Below are 23,787 nucleotides of genomic sequence, written 5' to 3'. Positions count from 1 at the left end.
CGAATCATTCCTCTGCATCTGGCCTAGGAATCACATCTCGATTCCACCAGTCTACCCCTAAGGTTAGCGCCTATGGGGCGCTGTCCCGCCAGACGGTCGAGTTTTCATCGCCGATCGACGATTTCCGGCGGCCGCCAGCCATAGAGCCAGTCGAGATCGGCCGCGAGCTTTTCCGGCGAGCGCAGCTTCAGGAACAGGTTGCGCGCGACGGCCACCGGCCCCGCTGCATGCCAGGCGAAGCGGTTGACGGCACCGCGGCGGGCGACCCTGGCGATGCGCGGGCGCCGCACCTTTTCCCAGGCGGCAAGCGCGCTCCCGGGATCGGCAGGCGAGGCGGCGATAAAACCGGCAAGGGTTGCGGCATCCTCGATCGCCATCGCCGCGCCCTGCGCCGCAAACGGCGTCATCGCATGCGCCGCATCACCGATCAGGGCGATGCCGCCGGGCGTCGTCCATGGCTGTCCTTGGTCGACCGTATGGATCGGCCATGCGGTCCACGGGCCGGCATCCTCGGCAAGCCGGGCCAGTGCTGGCGCCGTGCCACGCATGGCGCCGGCGAGGATATTGGGGTCGGCGCGGCCCGACCAGCCCTCGGCGATGATCTCGCCCGTGGTGAAGGCGGCCAGGTTGAACGCCGTGCCGTTACTGACCGGATAGGTGACGAGGTGGAAGCCGGGATGCAGGAAGGTGGTCACGCAATTGGCGGCGCCGACCGCCGCAACGGCTTCTCCCGCGACGCTGTCTGCACTGATCGTAGCGCGCCAGGCAAGCTCGCCCGAAAACCGGCTTTTGGCCGCAAGCCCGCCAAAAGCGCGGATCGCCGACCAGACGCCGTCGGCGCCGATCAGCAGAAAGCCGTCGGCTTCCACCGTCTTGCCGGCAATCTCGACTGTTGCCGTGGTATGGCGCGGTCCTGTGGCGACGCCGCTGACGCGCGCGCCGGTGGCGAGACTGATGTCCGGCTGTTCGGCGATCCGCGCCATCAGCGCGTGTTGCAGGTCAGCCCGATGAGCGACGAGATAGGGCGCCTGCCAGCGCCTTTCGGCTGCTTCGCCAAGCGGCACCCGCGCCAGCTCGCGCAGCGTGGCCGCCTCCTTGAGCACGACCGCCTCCGGCCGCATCGCCGCCGGCAACAGCCGGTCGAGCACGCCGAGGTGGCGAAGGATGCGCGTCGCGTTGGGTGAGAGCTGGATGCCGGCGCCGGCGGCTTCGAGGCGCGGCGCCTGTTCGAACAGCCGCACCAGATAGCCGCGCTCGGAAAACGCCAGCGCCGCAGTCAGTCCAGCGACGCCGGCTCCGGCGATAACCACCTGCCGGGACCGGGTGTCGTCCATGCGGATGGCGTGCGCGTCAGGCAGCCTGGTCGATATAGAGGCATCCCGCAGGCTGCGTTTCCGTCGCCTTCAGCTTTGGCGAATAGCGATAAAGGGTCGAGCAATAGGGGCAGACCTTTTCATTGTCGTCGCCCATGTCGAGAAACACATGCGGATGGTCGAAAGGTGGGTTGGCGCCGGTGCACATGAATTCCTTGACGCCGATGTCGATCGCCGCATAGCCCGCATCGTTCTGGAAATGGGGAATGGAACCGCCTGCCATCGTCGTCTCCTATATTTGACGCATGACCCCGGATCATGCGCAAAATCAAAATTCCACCGCGACCTTTGCGCGTCCAAAGGACGCGCCGCGCTGTACCTGGATTGCATCTGGATCATAAGCAGTCTCTTTGCAAGATCGATGAAATCAAACTGTCGTAAAAGCCTGTCACAGGATAAGCTAAGCCGGTTAAGGCATGGTCCGAAAACCGAATTCGGTTTCGCTGGGGATCATGCGTAGCTTAAGTGTGGGGGCGTCCTTTGCGCGTCCGCAAAGACGCGCCACGCTGTGGCCAGCGGTGCGAAACGAGCAGGAACCATGAACGAACTAAAGCCGGTGCAGAGCGAATTCACCACTGTCGAGGTGGCGAGCCCCGAGGGCGGCAACCCGGACCGCTTCGTCAACCGCGAGTTTTCCTGGCTGCAATTCAACCGCCGCGTCCTCGAGGAATCGCTGAACGCCAATCATCCGCTGCTCGAGCGTGTCCGCTTCCTGTCGATTTCGGCCGCCAATCTCGACGAGTTCTTCATGGTCCGCGTCGCCGGTCTCGCCGGCCAGGTTCGCGAAGGCATCACGCTGAAGAGCCCGGATGGCCGCACCCCCGTACAACAGCTGGAACAGTTGCTGCGCGAGGTCGAGCGCCTGCAGGAGGACCAGCAGAAAAGCCTTTCCGCGCTGATGCTGCTGCTCGACAAGGAAGGCATCGAGAGCATCAGCCGCGATGCGCTGACCAAGGACGAGAAGACCTGGCTCGAGGATCATTTCCAGGAGCAGGTGTTTCCGGTGCTTACACCGCTTTCGATCGACCCGGCGCATCCGTTCCCGTTCATTCCCAATCTCGGCTTCTCGATGGCCCTGCAACTGCGCCATCGCAGGAATGGCGAAGAGATGAGCGCCCTGTTGCGTCTGCCGGTGGCGCTGAAGCGGTTCATCCGCTTGCCTGACCGCAAGCGTCATTTCCGCTTCATTCCGCTGGAAGAGGCGGTCGGTCTCTATATCGGCAAGCTGTTCCCCGGCTACGAAGTCAAGGGCTCCGGCACGTTCCGCATCATCCGCGACAGTGACATCGAGGTCGAGGAAGAGTCCGAGGATCTCGTGCGCCTGTTCGAGACGGCGCTGAAGCGCCGCCGCCGCGGCTCGGTCATCCGCATCGAATTCGACAAGCTGATGCCGGCCGAACTGCGCGAGTTCGTCGCCGGCGAGCTTGGCGTCTCGTCGAGCCGCATCAGCGTGCTCACCGGTCCGCTGGCGCTCAGCCAGATTTCCGAGATCGTCGCCATCGCCCGCGACGATCTCAAGTTCACGCCCTATAATCCGCGCTTTCCCGAGCGCATCCGCGAGCACGGCGGTGACTGTTTCGCCGCCATCCGCGAGAAGGACATCATCGTTCATCACCCCTACGAATCCTTCGACGTGGTGGTGCAGTTCCTGCGCCAGGCGATGGCCGACCCGGAAGTGGTGGCGATCAAGCAGACGCTCTATCGCACCTCGAACGACAGCCCGATCGTGCGCGCTTTGGTCGACGCGGCGGAGGCCGGCAAGTCGGTGACGGCGCTGGTCGAGCTCAAGGCACGTTTCGACGAGGAAGCCAACATCCGATGGGCGCGCGACCTCGAGCGCGCCGGCGTTCAGGTCGTGTTCGGCTTCCTCGAACTGAAGACCCATGCGAAAATGTCGCTGGTGGTGCGGCGCGAGGACGGCAAGCTGCGCAATTACGTGCATCTCGGCACCGGCAACTACCACCCGGTCACCGCGCGCATCTACACCGACCTGTCCTTCTTCACCACCGATCCGACGATCGCCCGCGATGTCGCCCAGCTGTTCAATTTCATCACCGGCTACGCCGAGCCGACCGAGGAGATGCGGCTGGCCATCTCGCCGTTCACCCTGCGCAAGCGCATCCTCAAGCACATTTCGGAGGAGATTTCGCATGCGCTGGAGGGCAGGCCGGCCCGCATCTGGATGAAGATGAATTCGCTGGTCGACCCGATCATCATCGACGCGCTCTATGACGCCAGCCGCGCCGGCGTCGAGATCGATCTCGTCGTGCGCGGCATCTGCTGCCTGAGGCCCCAGGTGCCGGGCCTGTCGGAAAACATAAGGGTCAAGTCGATCGTCGGCCGCTTCCTCGAACACAGCCGCATCTATTGTTTCGGCAACGGCCACGGATTGCCGTCGGACGGGGCGGTCGTCTACATCTCATCGGCCGATTTGATGCCGCGCAATCTCGACCGCCGCGTCGAAACCATGGTGCCGATCACCAATCCAACGGTGCATGAACAAGTCCTCGGCCAGATCATGCTGGGCAACATCATGGACAACCAGCAAAGTTTCGACGTATTGGCTGACGGAACCTCCCGGCGCGCCACGCTCGAGGAGGGCGAGGAACCGTTCAACGCGCAGGAATATTTCATGACCAATCCGAGCCTTTCCGGACGTGGAGATGCGCTGAAATCGCATGCGCCCAAGCGCATCGCGCAGTTCAAGCGCCGCAAGAAAAACGGCGCAGCGACCGGCTGATGATTTCAACGTCCCAGGGCCGGCTTCAGGACCGCCGACCGCTGTCCATCATCGACATCGGGTCGAACTCGATCCGTCTTGTCGTCTATGAGGGGCTGGCGCGCTCGCCGACCACGCTGTTCAACGAAAAGATGCTGGCCGGCCTCGGTCGCGGTATCGTTTCGACCGGAAGGCTCGATCCCGAGGCGGTGACCCGCTCGATGGAAGAATTCCGCCGTTTCCGCGCGCTGTCCGAGCAGGCCGGCGCCGAGCGTATGTATGTGCTGGCGACCGCCGCCGCCCGCGAGGCGGTCAACGGCCCCGATTTCATCCACCGCGCCGAAGATGTGCTCAAGACCGAGGTCCAGGTGCTGAGCGGGCGCCAGGAAGCGCATTATTCCGCGCTCGGCGTCATTTCCGGCTTCCACCCGGCCAACGGCATCGCCGGCGACCTCGGCGGCGGCAGCCTCGAACTGGTCGACGTCGACGGCGAGGCAATCGGCGACGGCATCACGCTGCCGCTGGGCGGTCTGCGCCTGCAGGACATGGCGAAGAACTCACTGGCCCAGGCGGGAAAGATAGCGCGCGACGAGCTCGCGAAGGCGAGGCTCCTGAAAGGCGGGCAGGGCAGGCCGTTCTATGCCGTCGGCGGCACCTGGCGAAACCTGGCCCGGCTCTACATGGAAATGACCAGCTATCCGCTGAGCGTCATGCACCATTACGAGATCGGCATCGACAGCGCTGCGAACTTCCTCAAGCAGGTCGCCAAGGGCGAGATCGAGAAGATAAGGGGTATCGAGGGCGTCTCAAAGAACCGCCGCTCGCTGCTGCCTTATGGCGCCATCGTGCTGCAGGAGATCATGGCGGCGATGCAGCCGTCCAAGATCATCGTCTCGGCGCTGGGCGTGCGCGAGGGCTTTCTCTATTCGCTGCTCGACAAAGCCGAGCAGAGGGCAGATCCGCTGATCTCGGCCTCGGAGGAACTCGCCCGGCTGCGTTCGCGCTCGGTCACCCACGCGCATGAGCTTGTCGAGTGGACGGGCAAGACATTCGCCGCCTTCGGCATCGAGGAGACCGTCGACGAGGCGCGTTACCGCCAGGCCGCCTGTCTGCTTGCCGACATCGGCTGGCGCGCGCATCCCGAATATCGCGGCAAGCAGTCGCTCAACATCATTGCCCACGCCTCCTTCATCGGCGTCGACCATCCCGGCCGCGCCTTCCTGGCGCTGGCCAACGCCTACCGTCATGAGGGCATCTTCAACGAATCGATCGCGCCGGAAATCAAGGCACTGGCAGCCCCGCGCTATATCGAGCGCGCCCGCGTGCTGGCCGCGGTGATGCGCGTCGTCTACCTGCTGACGGCGGCGATGCCGGGGGTCATGCCGCGACTGAAATGGGAGAGGCGCGGCAATGGCGTGCTGGCGCTGGTGCTGCCGTCGTCGCTGGCCGACCTTTACGGCGAGCGGCCGGCCGGGCGGCTGGCGCAACTGGCGAGGGTCACCAATCGCCGGCTGGTGCTGGCGGTCGAGGGCGGCTCCAGCGTTTCGGTCAAGTAGTCTGTCTCATCAAGTGGCGTCGGCGTCGATCCCAAAACCCTGGCCATCGACAGAATAGGCACCTGCGCCAGCCATCGCCAGCGCCAGAAAACCGCCTGATAGGGCGATGTCCTTCATCAGCATCTGTGAGTGCATGAAGGTCAGTGTCGGATCGTCGCCGCCCTGGCCAAAATGGCCGATGAAGCCTGCCGCGATGCAGAAGGCGGCAAGCAGGAGCGCCACGATCGAGGTGTTGAGGCCGACGAGGATAAGCAGTCCGGCGATCAGCTCGAACAGGCCCGTCGCCCAGGCTACGAGTGTCGGCAGCGGCAGGCCGAGGCCGGCAAAATAACCTGATGTGCCGGCAATGTCGCTAAGCGCGTGGAAGCCGGACGGAACGAATAGCGCGGCGAGAAGCAGTCGGGAAAACAGAAGCAGCGCATTGCGGGGCATTGGTCACCTCCGATGTCGGCCAGGCCGATTGGCCTGTTCCTCCCCGACGCCTCGACCTTAGCAGAATTCGGGTCAGGCCACTCGGCCCGGCGAAAGTCTTGATAAACCGACAACGAAAAAGGGACGCGGAAAATTCCGCGCCCCTTGCTGCAAATCGTTCCTGGACCGCTTCAGCCGCGCTTGGCGTCGACCGAATAGGCGCCGGCGCCCGAGGAAGCCAGCACGAGGAAGCCGCCGGCAATCGCCAGGTTCTTCATGAAGCTGATCATCTGCATCTGATCGGCCCAGCCGGTGTGGGCGACCAGTCCCGTGGCGACGGTGAAGACTGCCAGCACCCAGGCTGTGATCCGGGTCTGAAAGCCGATGAGGATGGCGAGACCGCCGAGCAGCTCGATCAGGCCGACGACAACGGCCGTTACGGTCGGCATCGGCAGGCCGATGCTGCCGAAGTAACCGGCGGTGCCGGCGATCGCAGTGAGCTTGCCGAAACCGGAAAGCACGAAGATGACTGAAAGCAGGACGCGGCCAAGCAGGATGGTGGCCGAGGGATTGGAAGCGGTGCCGGAACCGGCAACTGATGTGTTGGTGGACATGGTGGGCTCTCTCCGGAAGGGGTTGTGGTGTTCCCCCCAGATAGATCAGGTCGACTGTTCACCAAAGATGCGGATTTGGTTACAGATCGTTCACAGCAGTAACGTTTTTGCGATCAGCGTAAAATCATCCGGGATGCGTCATGTCCTCCGGCCGTACCAGGCGGTCGTAGTCGGCTTCGCTGACCAGCCCGGTGGCCAGCGCTTCCTCGCGCAAGGTCGTACCGTTCTTGTGCGCGGTCTTGGCGATCTTGGCGGCATTGTCGTAGCCGATGGTCGGCGCCAAGGCCGTCACCAGCATCAGCGAACGGTCGAGGGCGGCCCTGATATTGTCTTCCCGCGCTTCGATGCCGACGACGCAATTGTCAGTGAAGGAGATGGCGGCGTCGGCGAGCAGCTGCACCGACTGCAGGAAGTTATAGGCCATCAGCGGATTGTAGACGTTGAGCTCGAAATGGCCCTGGCTGCCGGCGAAGGTCACGGCCGCATTGTTGCCGAACACCTGGATGCAGACCTGCGTCAAGGCCTCGCACTGGGTGGGGTTGACCTTGCCCGGCATGATCGATGAACCTGGCTCGTTTTCCGGCAGCGACAGTTCACCAAGGCCGGAGCGCGGGCCGGAGCCGAGCAGACGAATGTCATTGGCAATCTTGAACAGGGCGCCGGCGCAGGCGTTGATGGCGCCATGCGAGAACACCATGGAATCATGGGCGGCCAGCGCCTCGAACTTGTTCGGCGCGGTGACGAACGCGATGCCGGTGATCGCGGCGATGCGCGCCGCCACCTTCTCGGCAAAGCCGACCGGCGCGTTGAGACCGGTGCCGACGGCGGTGCCGCCTTGCGCCAGTTCCTGCAGGCCGGGCAGCGTCATCTCGATGCGTTTGATCGAGGAGGCGACCTGCGCGGCATAGCCTGAGAATTCCTGGCCAAGGGTGAGGGGCGTCGCGTCCTGTGTATGCGTGCGGCCGATCTTGATGATGTGGGCGAAAGCTTTGGTCTTGGCTTCGAGCGCCGCATGCAAATGCTTCAGCGCCGGCAACAGGTCGTGCACGATGCGCTCGGCGCAGGCGATGTGCATGGCCGTCGGATAGGTATCGTTCGACGACTGGCTCATATTGACGTGGTCGTTGGGGTGCACTGGCTTCTTCGACCCCATGACGCCGCCCAGCAGCTCGATCGCCCGGTTGGAGATCACCTCGTTGGCGTTCATGTTGGATTGCGTGCCCGAGCCGGTCTGCCAGACGACCAGGGGGAAATGATCGTTCAGCTTGCCGTCGATGACTTCCTGAGAGGCTTCGATGATCGCCTTGCTGATGGCCGGGTCGAGCCGCTTCAGCTCCATGTTGGTTTCGGCCGCCGCCCGCTTGACGATGCCGAGCGCGCGAACGATCGACGCCGGCTGCTTTTCCCAGCCGATCTTGAAATTGCCCAGCGAACGTTGCGCCTGGGCGCCCCAGTAACGGTCGGCGGCGACCTCGATGGGACCGAACGTGTCGGTTTCGGTTCTGGTCTCTGGCGCGCTCACATGTCTCTCCGATCTGTCGAATTCGGCACCGGCGTATCGCGTTGCACAAATGGCTTCAAGCGGAGATTGCTGGCGGCAAGAATGCAAATCGGTTGAAGGAACGCAGGGGGGAGAAGGAAGAGGCTCGCCTCTCACCGCCCAAGCAGTGACTGTGAGGTTGGAGATAGGCGCAAGGTCTCGGTCGATCTGGCCAGACATGACTGGGCCTCCCGCTCGAATGCCTGCCACTCCGGGGAACCGGAAAGGGCTGCCTCGTGGCGGGCATGGGCGTCCGCGCTGTCGAAGGCGGCGACGCTGATGAAGACGTTTTCGCCTGATCGCACCGGTAGGCGGGGAAAGCTGTTTTCGGCATGTTCGGTGACAAACGCAGCAAGTGGCCGTGCGCCAAATGCCGCCAGGGTGGCGATGGCGTCGGTTTCAAAGCGGCTGGCGAAGTCGGCTTCGGCGCCGGGCCGCAGATGATGAATCTTGATGACAACAATATCCGACAAGCGATTGTCACCGCTTGGCTTTTCGTGACCCGGCAAGTCCGCCCGTTGCGATCCCGACAGATCGAAGCCGGCGCCTGGCCATGCCGGTTTCAGCAACAGCACGTCGTCGGAGGAAATCATCGTGGCGTTCGCGGCGTCGCGCCAGGCGGCCCAGACGGGTCCCTCGTAGAAAGCGGCCAGTGCATTTTTCCGCGCGACCATTCCGTCGAAGCCCCGTAGCCAGACGAACATGTCGGGCCTGTCGAGATCGCGAAACTGACCGATGATGGTCATCCCTGCCGCTTCCTGACCCTCGATCAGGTGACCGTCAAAGATGCCGATCAGCGTCTCCCGCCGGCCGGGTTTCAGCGTGTACTGCCTGAGTTCGACGACCGGCGAGGCGTTGAGGCGGGATTTCGGCGGGGCATTCGGGGGCAGGCTCATTGCGCAATCTCCAAAACAGGGTATTTATCCTGTTTTAAAACAGACCGGTTGTCCTGTTTTGTCAATCTGCTATCGTGTGAAAATGTCAGCAGAGATGACCTCTCGCCCAAAGGTGCGGCCCGGGAAACGCACCAACGACCCGGAGGGCCTGCGCAAACGCGTGCTCGATGTCGCCGAAGCCTCGTTTCAGGTGCGCGGCTACCACGCTTCCAGCCTCGGCGACCTGATGGCGGCGGCAGGCGTCACCGGCGGCGCACTGCATCATCATTTCCCGACCAAGAAAGCGCTGGCGCTGGCGGTGATCGAGGAGCGGGTGGCGGCGGCCGTCGAAGCAACATGGATCGCCCCGGTGCAGGCGGCAGGCTCGGCGCGCGAGGGCGTGCGCAGCGTCTTCGAGGCCGTGGCGGCGGAACTGGAGCAACAGGGTCTCGTGCGCGGCTGCCCGCTCAACAATCTGGCGCATGAACTGTCGCTTGCCGATGCGGATTTCCGAGCTGCCCTTGCCAGCATCTTTTCGGCATGGCGTCAGGCGATCGCCGACAAGGTCAGTGCCGACCAGCAAGCGGGCAGGGAGCAGGACACCGATCCGCAGCGCTTCGCCGCGCTTGCGGTCGCGACCTATTCCGGCGCCATGTCGATCGCCAAGACGGCGCAGGATTCAGGCGTGCTGCGCGATTGCCTGAACGCGCTGGAGCAGGGAGCTTCCCCAGCTTCGTCATCCAAGGGCGAAGCAGTTGCGAAGCGACGTCGCAGGGTGCTGCGGCAGTACAAAGCCTTTTGATGCCGGAGCGCCAGTCGCCCTCTGCCCTGCCGGGACTTAATTCGGCAGCGGTTTGATGACCTCGTAGCCAACCACGCTTTCGGCGTTGGTGCCCTCGTCATAGCGCCTGGCCAGAACCGCTTGCAGGTCGGGCGCGTAGAGCGCGGTGAATTCATCCTGCGTCTTGCCGGCCTCGTTCTTGATCGTCTGCCTGACGGCGAGCACATTGTATTTGCAGTCGCCCAGGCTGAACGTCTCCTTGCCCTTGACGTTGATCTCGAGCGTCTCGGTGCCCTTCGGCTGCTTGTTTGCTGCGAGGCGGACGAACACTGTCTTGCTTTTCGCCCCGGCCTTGAGCGGAAACAGCTTTCTGAGATCGGAAAACGGGATCAGGGCAAGCTGACCGGTGTCGCTGTCGCGAAACACCTCGATAAGACCGCCGAACAGAAACTGCGTCTGCGCCGATTGGGACTGGTATTCGTTGGCAACCGACACCATGCCAGCCGCCGCCGGTCGAAACTCGCTATGGATGCCGGGCCTTTCGAGAATGAAGCCGGCCTTGGCGGCCTTGGCGTCGATGCACTCGGCACTATGAGCGGCGCTCGCCAGGATGGTGAGTGCCGTGCCGATGGATATAGTCTTCATAGCGTCCTCGTTTGCCCGCACAAGTTGAGTCCTGACACTGAAAGCAATGCCAGACCTGCGGCGCCGTGTCGACATGTTCGCGGCTACTGGACGAAGAGGCGTTGGCTGTGCTGAATTTCGCGCCATGAATCGCATCTCGGCAGGGTCACTTTCCCGGCGCCGCTTCCTGGCGCGGACGGCGGGGTTTGCTGCGGCCGGCGCGCTTGCGCGACCGGCGCTCGGACAGACCGGGCAGCGCATTCCGCCTGTCGAAGCCACCTTCCTGTTCGTCGCCGATGTCCATGCCTGCCGCATGGCCAGCGGGCTGAGCCCCAATTGTCAGCAGGAAGGCAAGACCGACGCCGCCTTGCTGCGCAGTGTCGCCGCGTTGGACGGCATTGGCGAGAAGGACTGGCCGGCCGAAATCAACGGCATCGCCACCGGCCTGCGCTCGGCCGGCAGCCGCATCGGCACGCCGCTCGGCCTCGTCGTCGGCGGCGACATGACCGACGACGGCGGCGGCCAGGTCACCCAGCCCAGCGAAGGCACGCAACTGCTCCAGTTCAGCCAGCGTTACCAGCAGGGCGTCGGCCCGGATCGCGTGCATGTGCCGGTCTATGTCGGGCTCGGCAACCACGATCTCGACCAGAACGGCCCGCCGCAGCATGTCGACTGGTACCGCCGCGAAATGCGCGATTATGTCGAGGTCAACCATCGTGCCGGCGTGTTCTTCAAGCCGCCGGTGCCGGTAACCGACTACGATGTCGACACCGACTGCTACTCATGGGACTGGGGCGGCCTGCATCTCGTCCAGACGCATCGTTTTGCCGGCGACACTGGCCACGGCGCGGTCTCCGGCCTGCCATGGCTGAAACAGGATTTGGCGACCCACGCGGCGGACGGCCGCCCCGTCATCCTGTTCCAGCACCATGGCTGGGATGTTTTTTCGATCGAAAGATGGGATGCCGCCAAAGGAACGTTCGATGATGAAGGTACTGGTGCGCCGCACTGGTGGAGCGAGCCGGACCGGCAGGCGCTGCTGGCGGCGCTGAAGGGCTACAACGTCATCGGCATCTTCCATGGCCACCAGCACGAGATACCGATGATCTACCGCAGCGATGGGCTCGACCTGTTCAAGCCGAAGGCCGCCTATATGGGCGGCTTCGCGTTGGTGCGGGTGACCAGCGACAGCATGGACGTGGTGCTTGGCGAAGCCATCGGTGACCATGGCGAGATCGCCTTCACCAACGCTTTCTCCAAGAGCCTGAACTTGTAACGGCAGCAACCGAAAGCAAACAAAAGGCCGGCCTAAGCCGCTTTCCTCATCGCTATTGAAACGGCGGCGCAGGGATCAGAGCACCTTCCTGAGCTTGTCCTTCATGTCGCCATAGGCCTTCTGCATTTTGCCGGCGATCTTATCGGCCGCGCCTTCAACCTGGACGCGCCTGTTGCCGGTGGCTTTGCCGGCGGCTTTCTTCACCGAACCTTTGAGCTGCTTGGCTAGGCCCACAACCTGATCCCTGTTCACCATGGCCGCATCTCCTGCGTAGATTCACTCGCCCAAAAACGGGCATCAAAACAAACGGGGCGGGCGCGGCTTCGGTTCCAGGCTCGGCCGGTCGAGCGGAATAGCTTCCGGCGGCGAGGCGGACAGGATAGGGTGCGCCCGAACGCGCCAGCAAGGCTGGAGGGACAATGGCTGAACTCACGCTTTTTATCGGCAACAAATGCTTTTCGTCCTGGTCGCTGAGGCCATGGGTGGCGATGAAGCATCTGGAGATCCCATTCGAGGAAGGCTTCGTGCGCCTGCGCACGCCCGAGACATCAGCCAATCTGGCCAAAGTGTCGCCGACCGGCCAGGTACCGGTGTTGATTCACAATGACAGGATTGTCTGGGAAACCCTTGCCATTCTTGAATATCTCGCCGACCTTTTCCCGGAAAAGAAGCTGTGGCCGACCGATATCGGCGCTCGCTCGCTGGCCCGTTCGGCGGCGACCGAGATGCATTCCGGCTTTCGTGAGGTCCGCTATGGCTGGCCGATGAACCTGCGGAGGCCGAAGGGCCACAAGCCGCTCGACGCCGAAGGCGAGGCGCAGCGGGCGCGCATCGAGGCACTGTGGCGGGAATGCCGGGAAAAATACGGCAAGGGTGGACCGTTCCTGTTCGGCCACTTCACCGCGGCGGATGCTATGTATGCGCCGGTCGTTACCCGCTTCGACACCTATGGCGGCACGCTGGCGCCGGACACCCGCGCCTATGTCGACGCTATGCTCTCAACATCGGCAATGCGGCACTGGTATGCGGAGGCAGCGAGGGAGACATGGCCGGAGCCCGGCCCTGACGAATAGGGCCCGGTTAGAACGCCGCGTTCGGGGCTGGGCTTCCGCCACGAAATCCTGCCGATGATGATCGCTGTGATGTGAAGCCGGCGCTACGGGCGCCATAAAAGAACGCCCCTCGCACGTTTTATTGCACGGGAGGCGTCCTTTGTGTCAGCCTTTCCTGAGATTGCTCTCATGAACTGCTGACGATATCCAAAATGCACGGATGCCAAAATGGTTCCCGGCATCATGCAATTTTTTTACAGCTGGCGCTGGCCCGGTTTCGGCGCCAGATCCGCCTCTTTATGGAGACAGAAAACCGGACAACTCGTGTGCTACCTAACCCGGACAACTCCTGCGCTACCGACACGGCGAAAGCAAAAAATTGACACCGCGCCAAAAGAAGTCTAAAAGCAATTCGTCGATATTTGTTTGACCGACTTTTGTTATCCGCGTGTCCAGGCGCGCCTTTGACGAACTTCCCCCATCAAAATCGAGACAAACGCTGTTGTGCATTCGCATGACGGCGAACGAATATTTGCCACGGAAAGGGTTCGTTATGAGCACAGGCACAGTTAAATGGTTCAACGCCACCAAGGGTTTCGGTTTTATTCAGCCTGACGATGGCTCGGCCGACGTTTTTGTCCACATCTCGGCCGTAGAGCGCGCCGGAATGCGCGACATCGTCGAGGGCCAGAAGCTCGGCTACGAGATGGTCCGCGACAATAAGTCGGGCAAAATGTCCGCCGATCAGTTGAAGGCGGCCTAAAACGGAATTCAGCCTCGCCGGTGACCACGGATGTACTGGCACTGGTGAATGGCGGATTCCAGCGCATGACCCGGGAGACATCGTTTCCAGAAAGGATCATGCGCAGATGAAAGTGTCAGCGCGTCCAAAAGCACGCGCGGCGCTCCAGCGGAAGGTCAGGCAACGCCTGGCCTTTTGCATTTGGGTCGCTTCAAAAGTTCGAAAAGAGCACCGCGCGTTCGTTTGAACGTGTTAAGGATGTTCCAGCAATTTGAATCCGACTGCCGTATTGCTTTGTGCGTGGTCCTGGTCGAAAGACCGGTCTCGCATTTTTCGGCATTACGCTCCGAACCGGGAGAAAGACCTTGACCGCCACTTCAAAGAAATCCCGCGACCACGCCGAATCCATCTTCAGCAAGACCCAGACCCAGTCCATGTCGCTCAACCGCATCATGTCCGAACAGGATGCTGTCAGCCAGGCCCGGGAAGCCAAGACCGCGCGGCTGCGCGAACTGCGCCTGGAAAAGGAAGCCGACGATATGGCTGCGGCGGCCGCGCTCGCCGCCGCGCCGAAGCGCGTGGGCAAACGCTGATGGCCACCAAGCGCGTCCCGCAAAAGACGATCGCCACCGATTCGACCATCGCCGATGTCGTAGGAGAGCTCGACAAGCCGGTCGAATATGTCCGGCGCGTGCTCGAAAAGCTCGAGCGCTGCAGGCGCGCCCATGGCGATGCCCAGGTCAGGCTCGGCGTGCGTGGCCGCTCCGAATGCCCGAACTATCTGATCGAGTATGTCCGCGAAAATGCCAAGACCCATGAGCGCGTCACCCATCAGGATGCCGCCTATAGCGGCAGCACGCATCGCGAGCTGGCGCCCCGGCACATCGAGGAGGCCAGGAACTGGTCGCCCGAGGAAATGAACATCACGGCGGTCTCGGCGCTGATCGGCCGCCTTCGCAACCCGAATGCGCCATCATCGCGTTTCCCCGACGAGGATTGATATGGCCATAAAATTTTCCGCCAAGGACCAGCCGGCGGCATCCACAGCAAAGCTAGCCAAGCCGGCCGCCGCGCCGAAAGTCGACGTTACAGCCGGGGCCGCGACCGATCTGTTCAAGTCGCCGGCGGAAGTGGCGTCGCGCAAGACCAGGAAGAAGAAATAGCGCCCTTGCCGCGAAACGCCGATCCGCATCCGGTAGCGTCAGAGCTGCTTGCCTTGGCGAGCGCCGGAGACTTTTCGTCTCTGGAGGAGGGCGCCGCCCCTCGCTTCGATTGCCAGAGCTGCGGCGCCTGCTGTTCCTATTCGGCCGAATGGCCGCGCTTCTCCACCGAAGATGATGCGCAGCTCGACCTGATCCCGCAGAAATATGTGGCGGCCGACGAAGCCGGCATGCGCTGCGACGGCGTGCGCTGCTCGGCGCTTGCCGGCGAGGTCGGCAAGTCGACCATTTGCGGCATTTACGAGGTCAGACCGGACGTCTGCCGTGCCTGCATGCCCGGCGGCGACGATTGCCTGATGGCGCGTCGCGGCCACGGGCTGCCGACGCGGCGATAACGGGCCTCAGATGGTGTCTCAGAATTTCCACCTCGGGTGGGAAGCGGCCATTCCTTGTCGCTCGGCTGTGGAATGCCAGCGCTCTGCGGCCAGCAGGCCATCGGCGGCGTCCAGTAGAGACAGGCGGCTCAGTCGTTCCTCACTGGGTCAGCGTGTTTTTGTAGATAAGGCCATCTTTCATGATGATTTTGAAGTTGTTGGCAGGATCGGCCACCACGTCGAGGTTCTCCAGCGGATTGCCTTCGACGAGCAGGAGGTCCGCGAGCGCGCCTTCTTCGATCACGCCGAGTTTCCCCGGATAGGGGTTGCGAAGGCCCGACAGCGCGAGCAGCTCGGCATTGGTCCCGGTCGCCATGACGAGCGCTTCGGCAGGCGTGTACCAACGCACAAGCGACGCCAGGATTGCCCCCTGCTGCTTCGCCAACGCGCGGGAGAACAGGACATCGGTGCCCCATGCCGTCTTGATCTTGTATTTCTTCGCGAGTTCGTAGGTCCTGCCGATGCCCGGCCACACCTCATCGGCCTTGGCTCGCTCGACCGAACCCTCTTGGAGGCCTGTCCTCATCAATTCGGGAAGCGGCTGCAAGCTCAGCCAAATGTCCTTTTCGGCGATCAGCTTGGCGGTTGCCTCGTCCATGAGGAAGCCGTGTTCGATGCACTTGACACCAGCCGCGATAGCCTTCCGGATCGCATCCGAGGTGAAGGCGTGCGTGGCGACGTAGGTGCCCCAATTCTCGGCAATTTCAACAGCAGCCCGCAGTTCGGGCTCGGTGAAGGTGGTGACGTCGAGCGGGCTGTGGGGCGACGACACTCCACCGCCCGCTGTCAACTTTAGCAGCGCGGCCCCCTGCATGAGCTGCTCGCGGGCACGCAAACGCACCTCGTCGGGGCTGTCCACAACTATGCTGCCGCCGTTCCTCTCCATTGGAGTGAACAAGCCGCCGATCGTCCGAGGCAAGTCGCTGAGCTGGCGGAAATCCCCATGCCCGCTGGTCACGGTGATCATGGCTCCGGACGGATATATGCGCGGTCCCGCTATGATGCCTTGATCTATCGCGCGCTTGAGGCCGAACACCGGCCCGCCCACGTCGCGAACGGTGGTGAAGCCGCGCATCAGCGTATCCGTCGCCTCGTCGCCGGCCGCAAGATTGGCGAAGCCGACGTCGCCCATCGCCTCCGCCGGTGTGGACGCAATCAGCATTGCGTGCCAATGCGCATCGATCAGCCCCGGCATCAGCGTTCGCCCGTTGCCGGCAATGCGCCGCGCGCCTTCGGCCGCGATGGGACTTGTCGAGATCCGCGCGATCACATTGCCCTCGACCAGCACATTCGATGGGGCCGAAAGTGCAGCGCCTTTTCCGTCGAAGATGCGGACGTTTTCGAAAAGCACTTCGTCAGCGGCCGCAGTTGCGCAAAGTCCGAGCACGAGGGCTGCCGCAAGCATTTCTCTGCCTGAGCGAAGGATCATGAAAGCCGTGCGGGCCGAGAAAACGGCTGCGGCGCAGGACACGGCATGCGCCACGACCTCGCCTTTTGTCAGCTCCTGCGATCCAAAGGATTTGTGACACATGACGATTATCCTGCTTCAGGAGGAGGTGGTCACGGCGCAAGGACAAGTTCTAGATTATACGGCATCGTCGTCAAGAAGCGTTCCAGACTGTTCTCTTTCGCAGTGAAGGGTCGTATCGAAGGTCAGGCCGATCGTGGTGATACCAGGGCAAGCAGTGCATGGTTTGCCTGAGGAAGCGATCAGACGAGGCAGCGCGCCCGGAATGGGTGGGAAGTCGCCGTTCGGTTCATCTGCCAGAACAAGCACGTTGCCAAGAGCGGAATATTCGCCTTGGTCTTTCCTGCGAGGCAGCCGCCCAGAACCCCGGAGAAGGATTGGTACGGGCTACCCTGTCGCTCCAGTCTTGTCACTAGGTCGGGGCACGCGACCAGGCGCCCACTTCCGAGCGGCTCACGATCACGCTACCCGCCTCGATTTCGAGCTGCATGCGCTGTCCCAAAGTTTCAATATCGACCTCAGCGGCCGTCGCAACTCCCCGGCTCTGTATTTCCGGCAGCATCGTGACAATGAGTTCAGCGGTCTGGTGTGACCAGTCGAAACCGGTCTTGGTTCCCCCAACAACCGCCTCCAAGTGCATTGAGGGCGCGGTCAATCCAGCCGCGCGGAATGCCGCATCGAGCTTGATACCCATATTGGTCTCGATACCGCTGCGCCGGAACGTCTCGACGATCCATCGACAGCAGTCGTCGTAGGTCGGCGCTGGCGGGCTGGATCGACAGCCGTCCCAATCCGGCTCATGGAAGACGATGGTCCCTCCAGGCCGGAGGTGACGAGCGACGCCACGCAGCATGGCCACAGGATCGGCTTGAAACATCAGAACATAGCGGCCGATCACGGCGTCGAACGGTCGGCCGAACGAGAGTGCCACGGGATCGCCTTCACGGAAGCTGACATTCTGGATCGGATGCGCCGCCGCGCGCCCCTCCGCCGCCGCAAGGGCCGCTGGAGCCCGATCTGCGCCGATGACCTGACCTTCGCTGCCAACCATCTCGGAAACCAGGAATGTAACGTCGCCCGCGCCACAGCCGACGTCGAGCACGCGCATCCCGGGTTTTATGCCCGCAGACAGCAAGATTCTTCGCGTGATCGGGTTAATGATGCCCGCCTGATGGCTGAGACGCCTGATCTCACGATCGGAATGGACGAGAATATACGGGACGTGAACGTCGACACGTGCGCCATCAGCGACTTCCATGGCTTGCCTCCCCTCATACGACTGTTCCCCAAAGGGGACATCGCGTAAGTCGACGACTATGCGCCGATGCGGCAGCCAGTCAACCAGACTGGCTGTTGACCTCAATGCGAATGTCGCTTCAGGGTCAATGCTTGAAATGAGACACTACCGCCCCCCGGGCCGGCTTGTGCCCGCGCGGTTCGCTGGCTACGCTGCCGGCGCAGGGACAACGCCGGGAGACCATCCGTGAGCATCGAATTCTTGTTGACGTCGCTGATTGTCGTGGCTTCGCCCGGCACCGGCGTTCTCTATACGCTGAGCGCCGGGCTTTCCCGTGGCGCGCGGGCCAGCATCATCGCTGCTTTCGGCTGCACACTCGGCATCATTCCGCATATGGCGGCCGCCATCACCGGTCTGGCGGCGCTGCTGCACACCAGCGCACTCGCCTTCGAGACGCTGAAATATCTGGGCGTCGCCTACCTGCTCTACATGGCGTGGAACACGCTGAAGGAGCGCGGCGGCTTGAACGTCGGGCAGGATGTCGCGCCGCGCTCTGCCGGCAAGGTGATCACCTCGGGCATCCTCATCAACATCCTCAACCCGAAGCTGTCGATCTTCTTCTTCGCCTTCCTGCCGCAATTCGTCAGCACCACCGAACCGCATGCGCTGTCGAAGATGCTGGAACTCAGCACCGTCTTCATGCTTTTGACCTTCGTCGTCTTTGTCGGCTACGGCATCTTCGCCGCCTCGATCCGCAGCCATGTCGTGTCGCGGCCGATGGTGCTGACCTGGATGCGCCGCACCTTCGCCGGCGCCTTCGTCATGCTTGGCGCCAAGCTGGCGCTGACCGAGAGGTAGAGCCGCCAGCGCTACCCCTTCTTCACATAGCCCATCGCCTCGACGATCCGCCCGCTCTCGACGCGCATCAGGTTGACGCCGCGCAGCGAGTTGCCGTCGGCCATGAAATAGCGCCAGATGGAGGCCGCTCTGCGCCCGCAGATAGAGCACGGTCGCGTGCAAGCGCGGCTGCCCGAGAAACATCAAAACATTATCATTAACGCCTCAAAGCGTGGTCGGTGCCGGGATGCGCACGCCCTGCACTGCGATTGAGCCCCCGAGGACGCTGGCTCCTCGATCAAACGGTTACTATTGCGTCGATGCTGCCGTTTCAAATGACGTCGTGATCCAATCCTTACAGCGGCAGCGGCTTGCCAGCCTGCTCGGCCATCATGTACTCGGCATACCAGTCCGGCCAGTTCTCATCACGCTGGCCGCCTGTCCGCTTCTCGTGCTCGCCATGGGCCGCAGACGCGCGCCGGAGCGCGGCCGCGAGCTCGGCCGACGAGACAAATGTGGTGTCGTCAGCGTCGACGCGGCCGGGCGCTCGCGCAGTGACCTCCTGCAACAGCCAGACATTTCCGGACGGATCGCTGAAGGAGGCCCACGAGGAGTAGCTGCGCCGCTCAGGGTCCGGACCGCTGACACGGCCTTCACGGCCGGCATAGTGGTACACCTCGCTCACGTCGACACCGCGATCGGCGAGTTCGGCGCGCGCTGCCTCGATGTCTGACACGACGAGCTCGCCAACGCTTTCGAGGACATCGAGCTCGACCCGGGCATAGGGCCCTGGGGTGACCCCTGCGCCGAAGACTATCGAACACGGGGAGCCCGGAGGCGTAAACTGGATGACACGAAATTCGTCGCCTGTGATGTCGGCGTCGAGCCTCCAACCCAAGCCGCCGTAAAATCGCTTGGCTCGATCGACGTCCGAAACGGGGATGACGACGACTTCGAGCTTGATGTCGACCCTTCGCGCTGACGGGGTTGCGATTGCGGCTTCGCCGCGCTCCTGAATATCATTCATGACGATCTCCTTGGGTTTGGATGCGTTGCGTTATCTTTAACGCCGCGCGCTGGCCGGTGCCCGTGGTGGCTGTTCATGCATGCAAGCGGGATCTGAGGCACGGGGCCGCACCTATGCCGCCGAACCTCGTGATGCTCTTCTGGATGTGCACATACCCGGTAGCGCGAACTCGCGCCCGCTAATCCGAGATGGACTTCGCGGCGGGCGAACGCGTCCTACGTTTTGGAAGGCTGGTCGCTAATCAGCAAAAAATATTGCGGCTAAATATGGTAGCATTCTTATCGTATTGCAGCAAATCAACTCCCAAAAATCAAAGTCCAATCGAGGGCGAGCGAACTTCCGCTGCGGGTCATGGACACACCCTGCTGCAGAACCCGGCAAAGACCACACCGGGTTCGTAAGCCGAAGTTCAAATTAAGGCCTTTCCAAAACACCGCCGCTGAACAGGACAACGGAGCCTTGACGTCCGGGGTCCGATTATAGAAGCGGATCGTCGCCCGCTCGCCGGCTGCACGCTGGGCGCGCCGCGCTCGGCCGGCAAGGTGGTCACCTCCGGCATCCTGATCAACATCCTCAACCCGAAACTGTCGATCTTCTTCTTCGCCTTCCTGCCGCAATTCGTCAGCACCACCGAGCCGCACGCGCTGTCCAAGATGCTGGAGCTCTCGAGCGTCTTCATGCTTTTGACCTTCGTCGTCTTTTGTCGGCTACGGCATTTTCGCCGCCTCGATCCGCAGCCACGTGGTGTCGCGGCCGATGGTGATGACCTGGATGCGCCGCACCTTCGCCGGCGCCTTCGTCGCGCTAGGCGCAAAACTGGCGCTGACTGAGCGGTAGGGCCTGTCGGCGCTAGCCCTTGACGTATCCCATCGCCTCGACGATCAGCCCGTCCGCTACGCGCATCAGATTGACGCCGCGGATGGAGTTGCCGTCGGCATGCCAGTAACGCCAGCGGATTGTCGCCCGTTCACCGGCCATGAACGTCTCTTCAATATCGAAGCGCGTGCCTGGTTCGCTGGCGATCGCCGACCACAGCCGCACGCAGGCCTCCCGGCCGGCATGGCGGGCGCCATCCGGCGCCGGCACGGTGTTCTCGATTACGCAGTCCTCGGCCACCAGGCCCGGAAGTGCCGACGGATCATGATTTTGGAACACGTCGTTGAAGCGCCGCATGATCTCGGCCGTCTGGCTGGATTGGTCGTCTGGATGGACGACCATGATGCTACCCTGTTTCATCTCGATATCTCCTGATTTCGTTTTTCCGCAGCGGCGTCCGTGACGAGGTCGGCCTTGAGCCTGATATCAGCGACGCCTGCCAAAGCCCGGGAAACGAGGCATGTTGCTTTCGCCGATTGGGCAAGGCGCTGGAATTCCTCGGGCGCCAGGCCCGGGATTTCGGCTTCCGTTTCAAGGTCGATGCGGGTGAGCGTCGGTCCGGCCGTGCTCGTTCCGAGATGCACCTTGGCGGCGGTGCGGATCCGTACGGGGACATGACCGCCGCTGCCCAGTATGGCGCTCAGCGCCATCGAAAAGCAGCCGGCATGCGCCGCCGCAATCAGTTCCTCGGGATTCGTGCCGGGACCGTTCTCGAAGCGCGACGGGAAGGAATAGGCACCTTCGAAGACGCCGCTGCCGAGCCGCAGCCGTCCAGAACCTTCTTTTAACGACCCCTGCCATTGGGCCTCTGCTTCACGGATGGTCATTTGTCGTTCTCCTCTTCGATGAAGCGGCGTCGAATATATAGACTGATCTACATATTATGTAAACCGATTGTCATATTCAGCGCAAGGCCTATAATGTTTACTCCTGACAGAGGTTGACATGGCGAACGATACCCGCACCCGCATGATCGAGGCGACGGCGCTGCTGCTGAGGCAGCGCGGCTATCACGGCACCTCGCTCAACGACATCTTGAGCGCCTCCGCTGCGCCAAGAGGATCGCTCTATTTTCATTTTCCGGGCGGCAAGGACCAGTTGGTCATCGAAGTCACGCGTGACAGCGTTGACCAGGTGACGCAAAGGCTTGGCGAAGAGCTGGCCGCCGAAAAAGATCCGGCGGTGGCCGTCCACCATATCTACCAGTCGGTCGCGCGCATGCTGGAGGACAACCAGTTCACACTTGGCTGTCCGATCGCACCCGTGGTGCTGGACTCGCCGGCCGACGTGCCGGAACTGGCCGAACTGTGCCGCTCGGCCTTCGAGCAATGGATAGGCTTGCTGCAGGCGGCCTTCGTCAGGGCAGGGGTGCCCGAGCGCCGCGCCCGCGCCCTGGCGCTGCTTGTCGAATCATCACTGGAAGGGCTGATGGTGATCGCGCGCGCCACCCGCGACCGTGCCCAGGTGCTGGCGGTGGCCGACGAAGTCGCCGCCCTGATAGAAGGTGCATTGCCCGCCAAAGAGGTCGCTGCAATGTAACGGCACGCTGATACTGCTTGTTTGAGCTTGACAGGCTCGGCCCTAGCCAGCGCCCTCGTCTGCACGACTAGTCAACAATCTCTTTGCGTGCGGCCGAAGCAAGGAAGGCAGAGCGGGTTTGTCCCCGTTCACGGGCCGTGGCATCGATAGCTTCAAGCAGGCCGAGATCGAAGGATACATTGATACGCGTTGTGGAACCACGGTCACGGATCAGCGGAACGACCGTCGTCATAGCGCCTTCGCGATCCTCCGCAAGTTCTGGATCATTTGCAATCGCATCGAAATCGCGAGGGGAAGGCACCGGATCGCCGTCGGCCTCCAGCATTCGCACATGACCGGAAAGCGCCTCGACAGCGTTGCGCACAGCCTCGTCTATCGTGTCGCCAGCCGAAATGCAGCCGGGCATATCGGGAAAGTCGACGCCATAGACGCTATCAGGATCTTTGCGAATAAAAGCGATGTAGCGCATTCTCTTATCTTGCTTTGTTGAGCAGCCCCGCGTGCTTCATCAGCGCCCGAACCGTGCCAATCGGTATATCTTTACGAGGGTGGGGGATTGTCACTTTTCCAAGTTTCGTTGGATGCTTGAAATGATGATGCGAGCCGGTGATGCCGATCTCAAACCACCCATCCTCCTCAAGCAGTTTGATCAGCTTCCGGCTGTCGCGTTCCATAAGAGCGCTCCGTGTAACATAATACACATTTTGGTGGGATTCAACGCCACTTTTTGCATAGTGGATCAGTTTGAAATTAGCCGGAGCTAAATTCCAGCGTCAGCTTTACACGCTCTATCTCATATCCAGTAAGGTTTGCGATGTTGGCTCTGAGGTGCTCTATCATTTCGGCCATGGTTTTGGGCTCCAGCGCTTTTTCTTCGCTTACATCCTCCGCAGCCTTTACTGGGTCGCCATCGCGCAACCAGTCTTCAGTCACCTCCAATATATTTGCCAAGGCCGCCAGGGTCTCAGCTCTCGGTAGTGTGTTGCCCTGGAGCCAGTTCCAGATAGCAGTTGGCGTATAGCCAACCAGTCTAGCGAGTTCAGATTGGCTTACCCGCTTTGCAGACATTCGGAGTTGAAGCCGCTGCGCGAATGTTGCAGTTGGTTGGGGGGAGCGTCTGATTATCGGCATGTGGTTTCTCCAAAGATTTGGAAGAGCAGCCTTGTCATACTGTTTACAATTAAAATCCTGTTAATCTTCATCTTTTTGTAGGGCGCGCTTAGCGGGCAGCTGCTCAGCTTCCTTCGCTTCGGTCGGCGCAACGATATCTGAGATCGCTCGTCGGCGAGCCGGGCGGCCATGGCCGAGGTGGCGCGAAGCGCCGAATGAATGCGGACGAAGTTGTAGTCCTTAGTGCGGCGCGACCGCATTGGCGTGAGCCTCGACTTTCCTGGAAAGCCATTGGTCAATATTCAAAAGGGCGACCTCTCGGCCGCCCTTTCCATATCAGAAGGCTGATGAACTGGATTAGAAATCCATGCCGCCACTCAAGCCCGCTTGCGGGCTTGAGCATTATCAGTTCATGGGCGTGCTGATGGATTTCGTTAGAAATCCATGCCGCCCATGCCGCCCATGCCGCCGCCGCCCATGCCGCCAGGCATGCCGCCGCCAGCCGACTCCTTCTTCGGAGCCTCCGCGATCATGGC

28 protein-coding genes and 1 pseudogene are annotated in these 23,787 nt (G+C 62.2%); 13 read left to right on the top strand and 16 right to left on the bottom strand.

The window, feature by feature from the left end:
• Positions 1-104: 104 nt before the first annotated feature.
• Both AC0L3L_RS34655 and AC0L3L_RS34650 read right to left on the bottom strand, forming a co-directional pair.
• Positions 105-1,334, bottom strand: coding sequence for an FAD-dependent monooxygenase (locus AC0L3L_RS34655; protein ID WP_473641766.1), 1,230 nt, complete (start codon positions 1,332-1,334; stop codon positions 105-107).
• Between the two features lie 16 nt (positions 1,335-1,350).
• Entirely contained in the window at positions 1,351-1,596 is a 246-nt protein-coding gene (locus tag AC0L3L_RS34650; protein WP_029354249.1) for a zinc-finger domain-containing protein, read from the bottom strand.
• A gap of 315 nt (positions 1,597-1,911) precedes the next feature.
• Here AC0L3L_RS34650 and AC0L3L_RS34645 point away from each other — a divergent pair, with 315 nt between their 5' ends.
• On the top strand, positions 1,912-4,113 hold the full coding sequence (locus AC0L3L_RS34645; protein WP_473489770.1) for an RNA degradosome polyphosphate kinase: 2,202 nt from the start codon (positions 1,912-1,914) through the stop codon (positions 4,111-4,113).
• The gene (gene ppx / locus AC0L3L_RS34640; RefSeq protein ID WP_473489769.1) at positions 4,113-5,648 is read left to right on the top strand and encodes an exopolyphosphatase; all 1,536 of its coding nucleotides are present in this window, start codon (positions 4,113-4,115) and stop codon (positions 5,646-5,648) included. Before AC0L3L_RS34645 ends, ppx begins: the two co-directional genes overlap by 1 nt.
• Before the next feature lie 9 nt (positions 5,649-5,657).
• Here ppx and AC0L3L_RS34635 read toward each other — a convergent pair whose 3' ends face one another.
• From AC0L3L_RS34635 to AC0L3L_RS34620, 4 genes are all read right to left on the bottom strand, one after another.
• Positions 5,658-6,080: a DoxX family protein gene (locus AC0L3L_RS34635; protein WP_473489768.1), complete on the bottom strand. Its 423-nt coding sequence runs from the start codon at positions 6,078-6,080 to the stop codon at positions 5,658-5,660.
• A gap of 170 nt (positions 6,081-6,250) precedes the next feature.
• A complete protein-coding gene (locus AC0L3L_RS34630) occupies positions 6,251-6,673 on the bottom strand; it encodes a DoxX family protein (RefSeq protein WP_473489767.1) in 423 nt (140 codons plus the stop codon).
• 124 nt (positions 6,674-6,797) lie between these two features.
• Entirely contained in the window at positions 6,798-8,195 is a 1,398-nt protein-coding gene (fumC, locus tag AC0L3L_RS34625) for a class II fumarate hydratase (RefSeq protein ID WP_473641764.1), read from the bottom strand.
• A gap of 131 nt (positions 8,196-8,326) precedes the next feature.
• Positions 8,327-9,109, bottom strand: a complete 783-nt coding sequence (locus tag AC0L3L_RS34620; RefSeq protein ID WP_473641762.1) for an NIPSNAP family protein — start codon at positions 9,107-9,109, stop codon at positions 8,327-8,329.
• Positions 9,110-9,203: 94 nt separating this feature from the next.
• Here AC0L3L_RS34620 and AC0L3L_RS34615 point away from each other — a divergent pair, with 94 nt between their 5' ends.
• Positions 9,204-9,890, top strand: coding sequence for a TetR/AcrR family transcriptional regulator (locus AC0L3L_RS34615; RefSeq protein ID WP_473641760.1), 687 nt, complete (start codon positions 9,204-9,206; stop codon positions 9,888-9,890).
• 36 nt (positions 9,891-9,926) lie between these two features.
• On the opposite strand, the gene AC0L3L_RS34610 is transcribed toward AC0L3L_RS34615, so the two are convergent.
• The gene (locus tag AC0L3L_RS34610) at positions 9,927-10,514 is read right to left on the bottom strand and encodes a hypothetical protein (RefSeq protein ID WP_473641758.1); all 588 of its coding nucleotides are present in this window, start codon (positions 10,512-10,514) and stop codon (positions 9,927-9,929) included.
• A 124-nt stretch (positions 10,515-10,638) separates the two neighbouring features.
• Between AC0L3L_RS34610 and AC0L3L_RS34605 the strand changes: the two genes are divergently transcribed.
• A complete protein-coding gene (locus AC0L3L_RS34605; protein WP_473641756.1) occupies positions 10,639-11,769 on the top strand; it encodes a metallophosphoesterase in 1,131 nt (376 codons plus the stop codon).
• A gap of 75 nt (positions 11,770-11,844) precedes the next feature.
• On the opposite strand, the gene AC0L3L_RS34600 is transcribed toward AC0L3L_RS34605, so the two are convergent.
• On the bottom strand, positions 11,845-12,024 hold the full coding sequence (locus AC0L3L_RS34600) for a CsbD family protein (protein ID WP_473641755.1): 180 nt from the start codon (positions 12,022-12,024) through the stop codon (positions 11,845-11,847).
• Positions 12,025-12,188: 164 nt separating this feature from the next.
• Between AC0L3L_RS34600 and AC0L3L_RS34595 the strand changes: the two genes are divergently transcribed.
• The 6 genes from AC0L3L_RS34595 to AC0L3L_RS34570 all read left to right on the top strand — a co-directional run bounded on the left by AC0L3L_RS34595 (position 12,189) and on the right by AC0L3L_RS34570 (position 15,118).
• Positions 12,189-12,842, top strand: coding sequence for a glutathione S-transferase family protein (locus tag AC0L3L_RS34595; RefSeq protein WP_473641753.1), 654 nt, complete (start codon positions 12,189-12,191; stop codon positions 12,840-12,842).
• A 532-nt stretch (positions 12,843-13,374) separates the two neighbouring features.
• Entirely contained in the window at positions 13,375-13,584 is a 210-nt protein-coding gene (locus tag AC0L3L_RS34590; protein WP_010915421.1) for a cold-shock protein, read from the top strand.
• A gap of 344 nt (positions 13,585-13,928) precedes the next feature.
• On the top strand, positions 13,929-14,156 hold the full coding sequence (locus AC0L3L_RS34585; protein ID WP_473489758.1) for a hypothetical protein: 228 nt from the start codon (positions 13,929-13,931) through the stop codon (positions 14,154-14,156).
• Positions 14,156-14,563, top strand: coding sequence for a hypothetical protein (locus AC0L3L_RS34580; RefSeq protein ID WP_473489757.1), 408 nt, complete (start codon positions 14,156-14,158; stop codon positions 14,561-14,563). The genes AC0L3L_RS34585 and AC0L3L_RS34580 overlap by 1 nt, the downstream gene beginning before the upstream one ends.
• 1 nt (position 14,564) lies before the next feature.
• Positions 14,565-14,726: a hypothetical protein gene (locus AC0L3L_RS34575; RefSeq protein WP_473489756.1), complete on the top strand. Its 162-nt coding sequence runs from the start codon at positions 14,565-14,567 to the stop codon at positions 14,724-14,726.
• A 53-nt stretch (positions 14,727-14,779) separates the two neighbouring features.
• A complete protein-coding gene (locus AC0L3L_RS34570; RefSeq protein WP_473489773.1) occupies positions 14,780-15,118 on the top strand; it encodes a YkgJ family cysteine cluster protein in 339 nt (112 codons plus the stop codon).
• A gap of 139 nt (positions 15,119-15,257) precedes the next feature.
• Here the strand turns inward: AC0L3L_RS34570 and AC0L3L_RS34565 are convergent, their stop codons facing one another.
• Entirely contained in the window at positions 15,258-16,562 is a 1,305-nt protein-coding gene (locus tag AC0L3L_RS34565) for a metal-dependent hydrolase family protein (protein WP_473641768.1), read from the bottom strand.
• Between the two features lie 475 nt (positions 16,563-17,037).
• Positions 17,038-17,883, bottom strand: a complete 846-nt coding sequence (locus tag AC0L3L_RS34560) for a class I SAM-dependent methyltransferase (protein ID WP_473641751.1) — start codon at positions 17,881-17,883, stop codon at positions 17,038-17,040.
• Between the two features lie 225 nt (positions 17,884-18,108).
• Between AC0L3L_RS34560 and AC0L3L_RS34555 the strand changes: the two genes are divergently transcribed.
• Complete coding sequence (locus tag AC0L3L_RS34555) at positions 18,109-18,720, top strand: LysE family translocator (RefSeq protein WP_473641749.1); 612 nt, start codon at positions 18,109-18,111, stop codon at positions 18,718-18,720.
• A 334-nt stretch (positions 18,721-19,054) separates the two neighbouring features.
• On the opposite strand, the gene AC0L3L_RS34550 is transcribed toward AC0L3L_RS34555, so the two are convergent.
• A complete protein-coding gene (locus AC0L3L_RS34550) occupies positions 19,055-19,726 on the bottom strand; it encodes a VOC family protein (protein WP_473641747.1) in 672 nt (223 codons plus the stop codon).
• A gap of 521 nt (positions 19,727-20,247) precedes the next feature.
• Between AC0L3L_RS34550 and AC0L3L_RS34545 the strand changes: the two are divergent.
• Positions 20,248-20,563: pseudogene (locus AC0L3L_RS34545) on the top strand (LysE family translocator); the annotation flags it as partial.
• A gap of 12 nt (positions 20,564-20,575) precedes the next feature.
• Here the strand turns inward: AC0L3L_RS34545 and AC0L3L_RS34540 are convergent.
• Together AC0L3L_RS34540 and AC0L3L_RS34535 are read right to left on the bottom strand one after the other, a co-directional pair.
• Positions 20,576-20,962 (bottom strand): nuclear transport factor 2 family protein, encoded by a 387-nt coding sequence (locus AC0L3L_RS34540; protein ID WP_473641745.1) that lies wholly within the window; start codon positions 20,960-20,962, stop codon positions 20,576-20,578.
• Positions 20,959-21,429 (bottom strand): OsmC family protein, encoded by a 471-nt coding sequence (locus tag AC0L3L_RS34535; protein ID WP_473641743.1) that lies wholly within the window; start codon positions 21,427-21,429, stop codon positions 20,959-20,961. The genes AC0L3L_RS34540 and AC0L3L_RS34535 overlap by 4 nt, the downstream gene beginning before the upstream one ends.
• A 118-nt stretch (positions 21,430-21,547) precedes the next feature.
• On the opposite strand from AC0L3L_RS34535, the gene AC0L3L_RS34530 reads away from it, so the two are divergent.
• Positions 21,548-22,141, top strand: a complete 594-nt coding sequence (locus AC0L3L_RS34530) for a TetR/AcrR family transcriptional regulator (RefSeq protein WP_473551268.1) — start codon at positions 21,548-21,550, stop codon at positions 22,139-22,141.
• Between the two features lie 67 nt (positions 22,142-22,208).
• Here the strand turns inward: AC0L3L_RS34530 and AC0L3L_RS34525 are convergent, their stop codons facing one another.
• From AC0L3L_RS34525 to AC0L3L_RS34515, 3 genes are all read right to left on the bottom strand, one after another.
• Positions 22,209-22,610 (bottom strand): type II toxin-antitoxin system HicB family antitoxin, encoded by a 402-nt coding sequence (locus tag AC0L3L_RS34525; RefSeq protein WP_123150893.1) that lies wholly within the window; start codon positions 22,608-22,610, stop codon positions 22,209-22,211.
• Between the two features lie 4 nt (positions 22,611-22,614).
• The gene (locus tag AC0L3L_RS34520) at positions 22,615-22,815 is read right to left on the bottom strand and encodes a type II toxin-antitoxin system HicA family toxin (RefSeq protein WP_123150919.1); all 201 of its coding nucleotides are present in this window, start codon (positions 22,813-22,815) and stop codon (positions 22,615-22,617) included.
• A gap of 76 nt (positions 22,816-22,891) precedes the next feature.
• The gene (locus AC0L3L_RS34515) at positions 22,892-23,272 is read right to left on the bottom strand and encodes a helix-turn-helix domain-containing protein (protein ID WP_123150892.1); all 381 of its coding nucleotides are present in this window, start codon (positions 23,270-23,272) and stop codon (positions 22,892-22,894) included.
• Between the last annotated feature and the right edge of the window lie 515 nt (positions 23,273-23,787).

Source organism: Mesorhizobium sp. WSM4849 (genome assembly GCF_055811385.1).
This window is presented reverse-complemented; position numbering and strand designations above follow the sequence as displayed.

What these genes read in the sequence shown, in the direction of transcription:
- AC0L3L_RS34610 (WP_473641758.1), bottom strand. Translation starts at nt 10,514, where the DNA reads ATGAAGACTATATCCATCGGCACGGCACTCACCATCCTGGCGAGCGCC.
- AC0L3L_RS34565 (WP_473641768.1), bottom strand. Translation starts at nt 16,562, where the DNA reads ATGCTTGCGGCAGCCCTCGTGCTCGGACTTTGCGCAACTGCGGCCGCT.
- AC0L3L_RS34515 (WP_123150892.1), bottom strand. Translation starts at nt 23,272, where the DNA reads ATGCCGATAATCAGACGCTCCCCCCAACCAACTGCAACATTCGCGCAG.
- AC0L3L_RS34600 (WP_473641755.1), bottom strand. Translation starts at nt 12,024, where the DNA reads ATGGTGAACAGGGATCAGGTTGTGGGCCTAGCCAAGCAGCTCAAAGGT.
- AC0L3L_RS34635 (WP_473489768.1), bottom strand. Translation starts at nt 6,080, where the DNA reads ATGCCCCGCAATGCGCTGCTTCTGTTTTCCCGACTGCTTCTCGCCGCG.
- AC0L3L_RS34620 (WP_473641762.1), bottom strand. Translation starts at nt 9,109, where the DNA reads ATGAGCCTGCCCCCGAATGCCCCGCCGAAATCCCGCCTCAACGCCTCG.
- AC0L3L_RS34530 (WP_473551268.1), top strand. Translation starts at nt 21,548, where the DNA reads ATGGCGAACGATACCCGCACCCGCATGATCGAGGCGACGGCGCTGCTG.
- AC0L3L_RS34605 (WP_473641756.1), top strand. Translation starts at nt 10,639, where the DNA reads ATGAATCGCATCTCGGCAGGGTCACTTTCCCGGCGCCGCTTCCTGGCG.
- AC0L3L_RS34645 (WP_473489770.1), top strand. Translation starts at nt 1,912, where the DNA reads ATGAACGAACTAAAGCCGGTGCAGAGCGAATTCACCACTGTCGAGGTG.
- AC0L3L_RS34550 (WP_473641747.1), bottom strand. Translation starts at nt 19,726, where the DNA reads ATGAATGATATTCAGGAGCGCGGCGAAGCCGCAATCGCAACCCCGTCA.
- ppx (WP_473489769.1), top strand. Translation starts at nt 4,113, where the DNA reads ATGATTTCAACGTCCCAGGGCCGGCTTCAGGACCGCCGACCGCTGTCC.
- AC0L3L_RS34590 (WP_010915421.1), top strand. Translation starts at nt 13,375, where the DNA reads ATGAGCACAGGCACAGTTAAATGGTTCAACGCCACCAAGGGTTTCGGT.
- AC0L3L_RS34560 (WP_473641751.1), bottom strand. Translation starts at nt 17,883, where the DNA reads ATGGAAGTCGCTGATGGCGCACGTGTCGACGTTCACGTCCCGTATATT.
- AC0L3L_RS34650 (WP_029354249.1), bottom strand. Translation starts at nt 1,596, where the DNA reads ATGGCAGGCGGTTCCATTCCCCATTTCCAGAACGATGCGGGCTATGCG.
- AC0L3L_RS34595 (WP_473641753.1), top strand. Translation starts at nt 12,189, where the DNA reads ATGGCTGAACTCACGCTTTTTATCGGCAACAAATGCTTTTCGTCCTGG.
- AC0L3L_RS34580 (WP_473489757.1), top strand. Translation starts at nt 14,156, where the DNA reads ATGGCCACCAAGCGCGTCCCGCAAAAGACGATCGCCACCGATTCGACC.
- AC0L3L_RS34520 (WP_123150919.1), bottom strand. Translation starts at nt 22,815, where the DNA reads ATGGAACGCGACAGCCGGAAGCTGATCAAACTGCTTGAGGAGGATGGG.
- AC0L3L_RS34525 (WP_123150893.1), bottom strand. Translation starts at nt 22,610, where the DNA reads ATGCGCTACATCGCTTTTATTCGCAAAGATCCTGATAGCGTCTATGGC.
- AC0L3L_RS34535 (WP_473641743.1), bottom strand. Translation starts at nt 21,429, where the DNA reads ATGACCATCCGTGAAGCAGAGGCCCAATGGCAGGGGTCGTTAAAAGAA.
- AC0L3L_RS34615 (WP_473641760.1), top strand. Translation starts at nt 9,204, where the DNA reads ATGACCTCTCGCCCAAAGGTGCGGCCCGGGAAACGCACCAACGACCCG.
- AC0L3L_RS34540 (WP_473641745.1), bottom strand. Translation starts at nt 20,962, where the DNA reads ATGAAACAGGGTAGCATCATGGTCGTCCATCCAGACGACCAATCCAGC.
- AC0L3L_RS34655 (WP_473641766.1), bottom strand. Translation starts at nt 1,334, where the DNA reads ATGGACGACACCCGGTCCCGGCAGGTGGTTATCGCCGGAGCCGGCGTC.
- AC0L3L_RS34575 (WP_473489756.1), top strand. Translation starts at nt 14,565, where the DNA reads ATGGCCATAAAATTTTCCGCCAAGGACCAGCCGGCGGCATCCACAGCA.
- AC0L3L_RS34630 (WP_473489767.1), bottom strand. Translation starts at nt 6,673, where the DNA reads ATGTCCACCAACACATCAGTTGCCGGTTCCGGCACCGCTTCCAATCCC.